This is a genomic window from Streptomyces nitrosporeus (assembly GCF_008704555.1).
GTDB lineage: Bacteria > Actinomycetota > Actinomycetes > Streptomycetales > Streptomycetaceae > Streptomyces > Streptomyces nitrosporeus.
This window is the reverse complement of record NZ_CP023702.1, coordinates 2,877,494-2,889,296: the sequence shown is the minus strand read 5'-3', so window position 1 is coordinate 2,889,296 and position 11,803 is coordinate 2,877,494. Positions and strand designations below refer to the sequence as shown.

The following is an 11,803-nucleotide window of genomic DNA, read 5'->3' as shown; positions in this document are numbered from 1 at the left end:
TGGTTTCCATTCTCGTGTGTACGTGCGCGTCTCGGCACCGACCGGGTCACTTGGCCATCGCCTGTTCTCCGCACAGCCTCTTCGTCTCCTCGACGAACTCGGGGTAGGGCTGCCCGAGGACCTTGCGGTCGTAGGCGTCGACCAGCGCGCGCAGTTCCGTCTCCAGCCGGTCCGCGAGTCCGGGCGGGTTCTCGTCCGCGAGCAGCAGCCCGACGTTGAGGAAGGTGACCAGCAGATCCGACAGGCCCTCGACCCAGCCGCGCAGCCGGGTGATCAGCACACGCAGACCCTGCCCGCCCTCGGCCCTGCGCTTCCTGGTGGCATCGACGACGAGCTGCGCGACGAAGGGGAGTTCTTCCTTGCGGTCGGCGACTTCCCCGCTGACCTTGCTCCAGGCGGCCCACACGTCCTCGACCCGCTGGTCGGGGATCCGGTACTCCCGGCGGGCTTCCAGGAGGACGTCCCTGGCCGGGCCTTCCACATCCGGGAGTTCCGGGGGGGAGGGGTCGGCTATCTTGTCGTACATTTCCGTGCCGCGCAGTGCGATGGCCCGGCTGACGAAGGAGAAGGGGTTCTCACTGACGGCGATGTCAGCGGCCACGATGAACTCCAGGTTCTCCCAGAGGTCGTCGATCGTCGTCTCCGGCTCGATCATGATCCAGCCGGGTTCCAGCTCGATGCGCTCCTTCTTGAACATGCGGGCGGCGTCGAAGTTGTACTCCACCAGGGTTCCCTTGCGGAACCGTTTGGCCATGGCCGGGGACCCGGTCTCCATGCCCAGCAGCGCGGAGGCCATGCCGGCCCGGCGCAGGGTGTGCAGGGCCTCCCGGTCGATGAGGCCGGTGTCGACGCGGAACTCGGAGTGGAAGCTGATCTTCAGGTTGCGGCGGAGGATCTCCTCGGCGAAGCCGACGGCGTGGTTGTAGCCGTCCTGGAAGGCGCCGCCGAAGTTGTCGTCGTTGAACCAGAGGAAGCGGGTGCCGAACTCCCTCTGCAGGTACTCGATCTCGTCCACGACGTCTATCGGCGACCTGACCCGCCAGGCGTTGCCCGCCTGGACCCCCGGCGCCCGGGGCACGTAGCAGAAGGTGCACTTGGCGTGGCAGCCGCGGCTGGTGTACGTCGACGCCACCGGTGTGGGGATGCCGTTCTTGCGGTGGTGGAGGAGCAGGTCGCGCCCGGGCCAGGGCACTTTGGCGAGGTCGGGGAGCCTGGGCGATCCGCTGCTGCGGACGCGGCCGTCCTGCCAGAACCACAGTCCGGGGACGGTACGCCAGTCCCGGCCGGCGCCCAGGCACTCCATCAGCCCTTCGACCGTGAGTTCGCCCTCGCCGAAGGCCACGCAGTCGGCCTCCGGGATGCGTTCGGCGATGAGTTTGCCGTTGTAGGTGCAGAACGCCCCGCCGATCGCGACGAAGACGTTGGGATCCGCCTTGCGGACGCAGCGCAGGAGCCGGACCGCGTCGATGATGTGCAGGTCGTACATGATGCTGATGCCGACGAACTTCGGCCGTTCACGCCGGATCAGATCGGTGATCACCTCGTCACTCGGGTTCCGCCCGTGCAGGTTGAGTGCCTGGACCGAATACCCGCAGCCCCTGAGGTGACCCGCTATGCAGGCCACACCCAGGTTCTCCCGGACCTTCTCGTAGAAGAGGCGCATCGCCGGATCCAGGCGGAGGTACTCGTCATCGTTGATCAGGACGTTCTGATTGTTGACACTGGAGAACCCGGTGAGGATCTCCCGAGGGGTCAGCAGGATCGCGTCAGCCATCTGTACTCCACTCCGAGTGCCCTGCCGCGCCTCCGGTGAGGAGGAACGCGGCGTTGTTACCGCCGAACCCAAAGTTGTTCACCATGACGGAACGGATCCCGTCACAGGGCTCCGGATCGCGCAGCACCCGCACATGTCGTGCGTCAAGGGGCTTGCGCAGACCCGGTGTGCCCGGGAGCACCTCGTGATGCAGGGCCCGTACCGCCGCTACGACAGCGGGGAAGACCGAGGCGTGCAGCAGATGGCCGGCCGCTCCCTTGTACGAACTGACCGGGACGCCCCGCCATCCGTGCTCGGCGCCGACCTGGTCGAGGGCCAGCAGCTCGGCCTCGTCGCCCTGCCGGGTGCCGGGGGCGTGGCCGTGTACGTAGTCGACGCTGGTGAGACCGGCCATGGCCAGCGCCTCTCTCATGCACGCGGCGCCGATGTGCGCGTTGAGCCGGCTGATGCCCTGCCCCGCCACCCGGCAGGAGATTCCGCTGAGCGTCGCCAGGGGCGTGTGCCCGCGGGCCGCCGCGTGCTCGGCGCTCTCCAGCACGATCACGCCGGCGCCCTCGCCGATGGTGACGCCGGAGCGCTCCTCGTCGAACGGGCGGGCGGCGCTCGTGGACGTCGCCCGCAGCACGTCGAGGCAGGCGTAGTCGTACGAGTTGAGGGACGAGACCCCGGTGACGACCGCCGTGTCGGCGAGCCCGCACAGCAGCCACTCGCGCGCCATGGCGAGTCCGAAGGCGCCCGAGGCGCACGCGTGGGCCATCAGCACCGCGTTCTGCGGGGCGACGCCCGCTGCGTCGTCGTTCCCGCCGGGCTCCAGGGCGATCTCGCCGATCCGGGGGGCGTCACCGACCTGCGGGAGATGCGGGACCACCCCGGCGGACACCAGCAGGGTCCGGCCCGGCAACCGGTCGAGCCCGGCCTCCCGCAGGGCCTCACGGCGCGCACGGTCGACCAGCGCGCGCCGCGCGGGCTGTCCGTGCGGCGTCTCCACATCGGTCTGGCACACGGTTCTGCTGCGGAAGCGGGACGCGTCGAACCGGGTCAGTTCGGACAGTCCCCGGTTGCCGTCGAGGAGGTTTTGCCAGAACGCGTCGCCCCCGTCGCCGAAGGCGGTGACCAGGCCGGTGCCGGAGACGACCACCGACGGGTCCGCCCGCTGCGGGAGCCGGGGCCCTGTCCGGGCGGTGCCGCCGGCGCGTGACGCGCGGGAGCCGTCGGCGTCGGCGGCGGTCACGGTCACTGCCGCGACCCGGTAGCCGTCGCTGTCCGGGTCCCGCAGGACCTCGCACACGGCCATCGCCTCGTGCAGGCCCGCGGAGACCGCGCCCAGGGCCCAGCGTGTCGCCTGCGAGGTGGCCCCACGGGGGCTGATCAGCACATAGCCCGGACCGTCCCAGCCGCTGACCTCCGCCAGTTCCTGGAGCAGCTGGGCCGGCTCCGGGGACATGGCCTCGGACGGCCGCAGCCTGCGGCCTCCCGCCTCGGCCTCCACGCACCGGGCGACGTACCGGGAGGTGGTCGTGACGCAGTAGTCGGTGGCCGCCATCACCACCGGCACGCCGGCGCGCAGGGAGGGGGGCAGGTGGCCGAGGGCCGTGGACAGCACCTCGACGAAGGCGGCGGCCAAGGTCTCGCCGGGGGCGAGGACGGACAGGTCCCGCCGGGAACGCAGGCCGTCCAGGACCCGGGGGGCCGTACCGCCCACGATCACCGTGCTCGTTTTCGGGGTGGTCATGTCACCGCCGTTCCGGGCGCCGGGGCGTCGTCCACCGGACCGAGCCGCGCGGCCAGTTCGTGAAGGGTGAGCCGGCCGGCGAGGAAGGGGCCCACGTCCGCGAGGCGCGGGTCGTCGTGCCGGTCCGCGACCAGCCGCCAGAACCGCGGCAGCAGGTCACCGGTGTCCCGGCGCGCCCTCGGCAGGTGGTACGCGATCGCGTCGAGCAGCTCGAAGGTGGCGCCCGCAGCGGAGAGGCGCAGCCCGAGTTCGAGATCCTCGCCGCCCCACAGCTCCCCGTAGTGCTCGTCGAAGCCGCCGACCTTTTCGAACACCGTGCGCCGCATGCTGGTGTTCGTACCGATGCAGGTCAGCCAGCGCAGCGAGGCGTAGTCGGGCGACTGCACCACCTTCCGGGCGGTCCTCTCGATGAACGAGCGGCGCGGCCCGAGAAGAGGGGCGGCGGAACCGAGGCCGGCGACGGTGCCGGGCTCGATCTGCCGGCCGCGGGCACCTGTCAGGGTCGCCTGCAGCGGCTGGGGGTCGGGCGTCAGAGCGAATGCCGAGAGGTCGACGATGCCGCCGTGCACCACGGCGGCGGCCGGGCTCCGGTGGGCCGTGAGGTGCTCCTCCAGCAGCCGCGGTGTGGCCACCGTGTCGTCGTCGAGGAAGAGCAGCACCTCGCCGCGCGCCAGCCGGGCACCGCTGTTGCGCGCGCAGGCCGCGCCACGCCCGCCCGTAGCGGCGGACCGGATCGGCAGACCCTCCGGAACGGCATCGAGGACCTGCTCCACCGCACCGGGCTCCGGCGCGTCGTCGACCAGGATGACCTCGAACCGCTCGCGGTCCAGGGTCTGTTGCGCCAGAGCCGTCAGCGTGAGCAGTAAGCGCGTGGTCCGGTCGCGGGTCGGAACGACCACACTGACCGCTGTGCCGCCGGGCGGGTGGCCCGGCGGCACAGCGGTCAGTGGTATGTCCGTCATGCCAAGGAGGCGCTGTCGGGGGCCTTCTGGCCGAGGATGTAGGTGGCGAGCCCCTCGATGGAGAAGAGCGTCTCCTCCGTCAGTTCCTCGTCCTCGAAGACGACATCGAATTTCTCCTCAAGGATCAGCAGGTACTCCAGAGCGTCGAGGGAGCTGAACCCGTACTGCTCCACCATGCTGGCGTCGCCTTCCCCGGACACCTCCCGGAGAGGGGCCTTGGTCATGCCTGCTGCTATCTCGTGGAGTTCCTTGATGAGTTCGGCGCGGTCCATTGTGTTTTGTCTCCTGTGTGAAGAATCGCGGTCAAACCTTGGTGCACCGCTCGTCGACCTGCTGCTCGGTCAGGCCGCGGAAGCGGTCCATGCGGAAGTAGTGCTGGAGGTCGCCGCCAAACTCGGCGCGGTAGTAGAAGTCCGTGGTGTGGCGCTCCGTCTCCGTGCTGACCTTCTCCCCGCGCCGGAGCGCGGCGATCAGGTCGGAGACGGGGTAGAGGAATTCGACCTTGCTGCGCAGGTACCAGTTCTCGCCGTGCTTCGTGACGACCGGGAGGTCCTCCTCGGGACCCGAACCGTCCGGCAGCATGCGGATGGGCTGGCACATCAGGTCGTACCGGAACACCTCGTCCATGACCGGCACCAGGTGCGGGGGCAGGCCGGGGCGCATGCTCTCCTCCCACCAGAGTTTCAGCAGCCGCTTGGTGAGCAGCCGCCAGACGTTGGGGTCGACGTTCTCGCTGGCGGAACTCGTCGGTCTGGCGACCGCGTGCAGCTCCCTCGCCTCGGGATCGTCGCTCTCCTCGACCCAGTCGGAGAAACTGAGGATGACGCGTGACTGGGGGATGTCGGCGAGCTCCCGCAGGGCGACCCAGATGTTGTGCAACCACAGGCTCCGGGCCAGTACCCGGTTCCAGCAGATGAAGCGGAGCATGCGCTCGTTGTCCGCGAGCGTCATGGTGTTGTGCGAGAGCACGTAGTCGAAGTCGTCCTGCTCACCGCGCACGGTCACCAGCCCGTGCTCCTGCTTCTTGGTGTGGTACTCGGTGTTCGGCAGGAGCATCAGCGGGTGGACGGCGATGAACGGCGTGTGCCGTGCCGCCCGGTCGTAGCCTTCCAGGAACGAGGCGACCGTCTCTCCCGGCGCACCCCAGATCAGCTCCAGGTACGGCGTGATGTCGTGCTCGATCAGCCAGGAGACGAGGCCCTCCCAGTCGTTCAGCTTCATGTTCCGCCGGCGCATGAGATCGAGCACCGAGTCATCCATCGTCTGGAGGGCGAGGATGAAGGCACTGTGCATCCCGGACTGCTTCATCTTCTCCATGATGCGGTAGAACCCGGCAGACTTGTTCTTCGCCCAGGAGGTTTCGAGCCGGTTCGGGAAACCGTATTTACTCCGTACCCGGAGGAGGTCGTCGAGGAATTCCTCGTCCTCGCGCAGGAGCCCGAAATTGGAGTCGGCGAGCATGAGGATGTCCGCGCCGTGCCGGCCCAGCACGTCCAGCTCTTCGCGCAGCCGCTCCCGTGAAAACGCCCGCATCTTCTGCCCGGTGGCGCCCCCCCAATAACAGAATGCGCACTTGTACGGACACCCGCGGTTCGTCTCCATGAGTGCGTAGTCGTAGAGGAAGCGCCCCTTCTTGTCGACGAGAGGTATTGCTCCCGTCAGGATGGGGGACGGCAGGATCTCAAGATCCTGAATGCGCTCGCGCGGGGGGGTCGTGACGAGGTTTCCGTCGGTCTCCCGGAAGGAGATGCCCTGGATTCCGTGGAGTTCGGCGTGGCGGGCTCCGTCGATATAGGCGTTCATCAGGTCCCGGAAGACCAGCTCGCCCTCACCGTTCACCACCACGTCGACCTGGGGGAACATGCGGAAAACACGCTCGGCCTGGTGGGCGACGTGGTTGCCGCCGAAGATGACCCAGCCCTGCGGGTTCATCTGCTTGAAGGTCTCCGCGAGGGTGCCGAAGGCGCGGAAGTTCCAGCCGAGGACGGAGAAGCAGAGGATGTCGGGGACGCCGTCGCGTATGAGGTCCCGGGCCATGGCGTTCAGGCCGGCGTCACCGGGATAGTTCCTGATGGAGATGTCCATGAGGCGCCGGACGCGGTCATCCGCCTCGGCGTAGGACTTCAGATAGCCAATTGCCAGGGGCATGGAGGCTGCAGAATTCCCCCAGACGCCTTGCTGGACGAGCAATGCGCGAGTCTTCTCCATATGTTGGCCCATCCCCAGCAGTCACTAAGTCAGGTACAGGTTGCAGATCGAGGTTACAGCAGCAGGTCGCCAGTGCAATGGTGCCGCCGAAACCATGCTGTCGGCCATGCCGCCGGCGTGGCCAATTCTTTTCGGTCTGTACGTTTCCGGCCGGGTGGCGGCTTGATGCGGGCCACCGTGCGGACGTAGCGCGGCGGCCCGCCACCCTTCCGATGATCAGCTGGCTGAAGTGGGATTTCTCTGATGATCGCGCGATGCGGGCCGGGTGGCCGGCAGGGGTGGACGACGGAGCCGGAAGGGGGTTGTGAGGCCGTGGGAATGGCTGGAAACATATTGATCCCGGTGGGACGGGAAGTAAACATGGCAAACCCGAATCCAGGCGTTTTCGGCCACCTTCCCTCTCGTTTTCTGCCAGTCTGGAAACCGCTCTGTGCGTGCAAGGCGGCCATCGCTACGCTCCGCTGTGCTGCACCTTTTATTCGTCACCGCTCGGGCTCGGAGTTACATGAAGGAGATTTCCGACACGTGGTGCCCGGTCGTCTTGCCGCATGTGGAAACGGACGACGGACGGCTCTATTTCATGGGGCGTCAGGTCGAGGTTTCCGGCCAGTTGCCGGACGGCGACGCCGCCCTGCTGTCCCGCTGCGACGGCAGCCGGCCCCTGGACGGCTTCAGCACGGCCGACCGCGAGACCATCGGCCGCTGGCGGCAGCACGGACTGCTGCTCATGGCACCCCCGCTCACCCCCGGCCACGCGGCCACGGCACCGCCCGTGGTCGTGTCACCCCACCCGGATGACGCCGCGCTGGCCCTCGGCGGGACGATAGCCCGGCAGGGCGGCCGGTTCCTCGACGTCTTCAGCGTCGAGACCTGGACCAAGGACCCGTACTACGCCGGACACCCGGCGATGACGGAGCGCCTGCTGCTCGCCGAGGAGGAGGTCGCCGCTCGCGTGCTGCGCGCCCGGGCGGAGTTCCTGGGCTTCGTCGACGCAGCCGACCGCGACTTCAGAAAGGACCGCTTCTTCGCCGACACGGCCTGGTCCGACGGGTTCGCGCAGGAGGAGCCGGAGCTCTTCGAGGCCGTCACCGAACGGCTCGCCACCCTCCTCGACGGCGCCGGCGACGTCTTCGCGCCGCTGGGAGTCGGCGGCCACGTCGACCACCTCGCCTGCCGGGAGGCCGTCCTCGAACTGGCACGCCGTGGCGCGCTCGACGGTGCGCGGGTCGCTTTCTACGAGGACCAGCCGTACTCCCTGTTCTCCTCGGCGGAGGAGACCGCGGCGAAGCTCGGTGCGCGCCTGGCCCGGACGGGCCTCGGCGGACTGCACCCGGAGCTCCTGCCCGTGGACGACACGGCGGCGCTCATCAAGAGCGAGGCACTGAGCGCCTACCGCATCCAGGTACGCAAAGGCATCATCCACCGCATCCGCCGGCACGGCCTGCGCATGGCGGAGGGCTCCTGGAGCCCGGCCGCCGAGCGTGTCTGGTGGATGCGACGCAGCTGACCGGTTCCCCCATGACCAGCAACCGCGGCCCCGCCGCTCTGTGAAGGGTTTCCTATGTACGCACTGGCTCAGTCCCTGACGCCCGAGGACCAGGAGGTCCTCGCGGAGGCATGTGCCGAAGTGGGCATCACTCTGCACGTGACGGACCCCGAAGCGAGCCACACCGCACCGTCCGAGGGACTCCTCGTCTCCTTCCACCGGGTCGCCGCCGACCGGCCGGGCGACCTGTCCGTGGAGGAGCTGAAGAGCCGGGGCGGTTACCCGGTGGCCGTGCTCGACGGCATATCCGCCACCGAGGTCCTCTCGGCCGTCTCCAGCGGCTTCGGCTTCACGCTGGCCAGTCCTCTGAAGCGGTCCCGGCTCGTGAAGACGCTCAGCTACTTCAAGACCGTCACGCCGCCCGAGAACACCCAGGTGCTCACCCTGGACGGGAAGGGCACACTGAGCTCCGCCGCGAAGTCGGTCCCCGTGACCGACGCCGAGGCGGGGCTGCTGCGTCTGCTGCACGACCGGTCGGGCCAGATCGTCTCCCGCGAGGACCTCACCGAGGCCGCGGGGGGCGAGGACGTGAACAAGGTGACCTCGGTGCTGAAGCAGAAGTTCCTGGACATCGATTCCGGCGCGAAGCTCCTCAAGATCCCGCACCTGGGCTTCCGTCTGGTCGGGACGGTCCGCGAGGGCGCGAACTGATGCGCGCCGTGGTGGTAACCGGTGCCCCCGGTGTGGGCAAGACCAGGCTGGGCCACCAGCTGGTGACCCGGTACAGCGTCCCGGCGGCGGCGATGGACTGCGATCCCGTCGTCCATCCCTACGACGGCGGCGAGGAGATATACGACCTGATGGCCTCGGCCCTGCGCGCCGCCGTGCCCGTGTACCAGGACTGGGGTGCGCGCGTCGTGGTCGTCACCGGGGTGGTCCTGGCGGGCCGTGCCTACGACCGCCTCCACAAGGTGTTCGAGGAGCTCGGCGCCGACCCGGTCTACTACGGGCTCCGGGCCGAGGAAGAGGCCCTGGCCGCCCGGATCGAGAACGATGCGGGCGGCCGGCACTTCATCGAGGGGCGGCTGGCCGAGCTCTACCTCGACGCGGAGGTGCCCGATGTGCCCGGTGTCCGGCTGATCGACACCACGCACCTGACCCTGATGGAAGCGGTCGACGCGGTCGCGGCCCTGGAGCGTGCCGAGCTGGGGCCCCGGTGGCTCGGCACGCCGGCGTGATCACTGGAAACGGCCGACCTCCAGGCCCTCGCCGCCGGACCGCGTGGAGAGGACGAAACCGTAGTAGTGCGTGGCGCCGATCCCCGTGACGTACTCCCGGACCTCCTCGCCGAGCGGGCCCGTGAGCTGCTGGTCTTCGTCGAGCTGGGCGAAGGCCGGCCAGCGCGGGGGCGTGGACGGCCTCAGCAGCAGCCGCCCGGAGACGTTCAGACGCCGCAGTTCGGCCTCCAGCTCCGAGATGAAGAACGGTCCGCTCTCGTCACCGTAGGCCGCGGCCTGGAGCAGGGCCTCGCCCTCCTGGCTGAGGAGCCGGGGGACCTGGCGCAGGAGTTCCCAGAAGAACTCCAGGCCGTCGAGCCCGGCTTCACCGGCCAGCCAGCCGAGCGAGCCGCGACGCAGCGGCAGGCAGGGCGGGTTGGAGACGACGAGGTCGAACCGGTCGTCGAGGGACAGGGACATGATGTCCCCCTCGGCGGTTGTCAGCCGGTCTCCGAGACCGTTGATGTGCGCGTTGACCGTCGCGGCCGCCGTGCACTCCGGATTGATGTCGACCGACAGCACGTCGGCGCCGTTCCGGGCCGCCGAGAGGCCGAGGATGCCGGTGCCGCACCCGAGGTCCAGGGCCGACCGGACACCGGTGCGGGCCGCCACGAGCCGGGACAGGGTCATCGAGTCGGTGCCGACCCAGGGTGCGTACGATCCGGAGTCCCGCCCCGCCGCCCGCCAGGCGGCGAGGAGGGCCATACCGTCCCCGCGGACCAGGCAGTAGTCGGCCGACACCTTGCCGGAGTCCTCGGAGAGCACCCCGGCGCGGAGCAGGAGATCGAACAGCGGACCGGGGAGCTCCGAGCGGACCTCGGATTCCGCCACCCGCTCCCCGAAGACGAACAGGGAGGAGAGGACGGACTCGGCGGACATGGTGGTGGAGATCGCCGCCAGGGTCTCGGCGTTCCGCCATGGTGCTAGTTCGCCGAGCCAGTCTCCGGCGAGTGTGAGCAGATCGTGCTGCGGGAGCCCGCGAAGCCTCTGCAGCCCGGCACCTGCGAAATCGTCGCCGGAAATCCCATCCACGGAAATCATTACGCTCCTCGACGTCTTGTGTGCTCTGGCTTTCTGGCGCCCTGTCGCCCGCGGAATCAGATCAGTGGGGAGAGGGTTCCCCGGTCGGCTCGAAGACCGGGGTGAATGCCGATTTCAGTTCCCGCAGCCGTTCCAGGGCGCGGGGCCCCGAGTACGGTGCGCAGCGCGCGATTTCCTCTTCGGAGATACCGCCGAACAGATAGAGATTGACCACGTCTATCGGTCCGGTGCAGCTCTTGCAGAAGGGGAAACGGGGCCGGTTCTGCATGAACATATCGTAGTGCTGGTGTTTTCCGAACTGCTCGTGGATGAGTTCGGGCCCCTGCTTTATGTTTCCCATGGGCTTGAGCCAGGCATAGGGGCAGGCGGAGACGTCTCCCTGTCCGAAAAGCTGGACCATGGTGGCCGTCGCGTAGCACCGCAGGGTGCGGACGCCGGTGCGCAGCTGGTTGTCGATGTGCTCCACGAAGGCGCGCGGCGGCAGGACCGTGGACAGCTCGTCGTAGCGCTCGAGCAGCGGTGCGAAATGATCACCGAGTTCGGGCGCGTGGCTGGCCCTGGTCTCGCCGCGGACGGGGAAGAAGTAGAGCATGACGCCCTGGCCGTAACGTTCCAGCAGGAACTCGGCGAAGTCCGCCTGACCGGTGGCGTTCGCGTCGGTGATCACCGACTGGACCTCGATGGGAATGCCCAGCTGTGCGGCGTGGTCCAGGTGCCGCATGATGACGGGGAAGAGCTTGTGCTGCTTGGGCGGCAGCCGGTGCCTGTTCATCTCCAGGGTGTGGCCGTCCAGGGAGAGGCACAGCTGGACGTTGCCCAGCGCGGCGAGCGCCTCCAGGCGGGCCGGCGTCAGGAAGGCGCCGTTGGTGATGACCTGTACGACCTCGTACTTCTCGCTGCACTCCGCGACGAACTCGGTGGAGCCCTTCAGCCAGAAGAACTCACCGCCGCTGAGGCGCATGATCGGGCTGTCCACCTGCTGGTGGTAGGCGTCGAGGATCTCGTGCCAGTCCGCACGCCGGTCGGTGGTCAGGCGAAGCCGCGCGTCCGGGACCTCCATCAGGAGATTGAAGTCCTCGGTGAGGCAGTAGGTGCACCGCATCTGGCACAGCTGTTCCTCGATGACCATGTCGTTCATAAGGAGCTTGAGGCGATTCTGCCCGTCACGATGCGCGAACATCGCTTCACGAATCTGCGTTTTTAGGGCCATACCCTATCTCCACACCTAGGTCGTTTCGCGCATGACTCCAGCGTTCGTCGGCGAGCTTACGGGCGCCCTTAACGCAGGGTCAATACACGCCACCGACGGTGCTGTCGAACGGC

The 11,803-nt window shown here is 68.5% G+C and carries 10 protein-coding genes; 3 read left to right on the top strand and 7 right to left on the bottom strand.

Annotated elements, in window-relative coordinates; translation table 11 throughout:
* Window positions 1-46: 46 nt before the first annotated feature.
* Genes CP967_RS12515 through CP967_RS12495 form a run of 5 tightly spaced genes read right to left on the bottom strand, consistent with a single transcriptional unit; the run spans window position 47 to window position 6,676 of the window.
* Entirely contained in the window at window positions 47-1,774 is a 1,728-nt protein-coding gene (locus tag CP967_RS12515) for a B12-binding domain-containing radical SAM protein (protein WP_150488070.1), read from the bottom strand.
* Window positions 1,767-3,506: a beta-ketoacyl synthase N-terminal-like domain-containing protein gene (locus CP967_RS12510; protein ID WP_150488069.1), complete on the bottom strand. Its 1,740-nt coding sequence runs from the start codon at window positions 3,504-3,506 to the stop codon at window positions 1,767-1,769. The genes CP967_RS12515 and CP967_RS12510 overlap by 8 nt, the downstream gene beginning before the upstream one ends.
* A complete protein-coding gene (locus CP967_RS12505) occupies window positions 3,503-4,468 on the bottom strand; it encodes a glycosyltransferase family 2 protein (RefSeq protein ID WP_150488068.1) in 966 nt (321 codons plus the stop codon). The genes CP967_RS12510 and CP967_RS12505 overlap by 4 nt, the downstream gene beginning before the upstream one ends.
* Complete coding sequence (locus CP967_RS12500) at window positions 4,465-4,740, bottom strand: acyl carrier protein (protein WP_150488067.1); 276 nt, start codon at window positions 4,738-4,740, stop codon at window positions 4,465-4,467. The genes CP967_RS12505 and CP967_RS12500 overlap by 4 nt, the downstream gene beginning before the upstream one ends.
* Before the next feature lie 31 nt (window positions 4,741-4,771).
* The gene (locus CP967_RS12495) at window positions 4,772-6,676 is read right to left on the bottom strand and encodes a KedN5 family methylcobalamin-dependent radical SAM C-methyltransferase (protein ID WP_150488066.1); all 1,905 of its coding nucleotides are present in this window, start codon (window positions 6,674-6,676) and stop codon (window positions 4,772-4,774) included.
* Between the two features lie 550 nt (window positions 6,677-7,226).
* Here CP967_RS12495 and CP967_RS12490 point away from each other — a divergent pair.
* The 3 genes from CP967_RS12490 to CP967_RS33975 are packed head-to-tail and all read left to right on the top strand — an operon-like array spanning window position 7,227 to window position 9,400.
* Window positions 7,227-8,183, top strand: coding sequence for a PIG-L deacetylase family protein (locus CP967_RS12490; RefSeq protein ID WP_229888209.1), 957 nt, complete (start codon window positions 7,227-7,229; stop codon window positions 8,181-8,183).
* Between the two features lie 54 nt (window positions 8,184-8,237).
* A complete protein-coding gene (locus tag CP967_RS12485) occupies window positions 8,238-8,873 on the top strand; it encodes a winged helix-turn-helix domain-containing protein (protein WP_150488064.1) in 636 nt (211 codons plus the stop codon).
* Window positions 8,874-8,881: 8 nt separating this feature from the next.
* Window positions 8,882-9,400: a hypothetical protein gene (locus CP967_RS33975; RefSeq protein WP_167535375.1), complete on the top strand. Its 519-nt coding sequence runs from the start codon at window positions 8,882-8,884 to the stop codon at window positions 9,398-9,400.
* Here the strand turns inward: CP967_RS33975 and CP967_RS12480 are convergent, their stop codons facing one another.
* On the bottom strand, window positions 9,401-10,480 hold the full coding sequence (locus CP967_RS12480) for a methyltransferase (protein ID WP_150488063.1): 1,080 nt from the start codon (window positions 10,478-10,480) through the stop codon (window positions 9,401-9,403).
* A gap of 61 nt (window positions 10,481-10,541) precedes the next feature.
* On the bottom strand, window positions 10,542-11,618 hold the full coding sequence (locus tag CP967_RS12475; RefSeq protein ID WP_244338960.1) for a radical SAM protein: 1,077 nt from the start codon (window positions 11,616-11,618) through the stop codon (window positions 10,542-10,544).
* Between the last annotated feature and the right edge of the window lie 185 nt (window positions 11,619-11,803).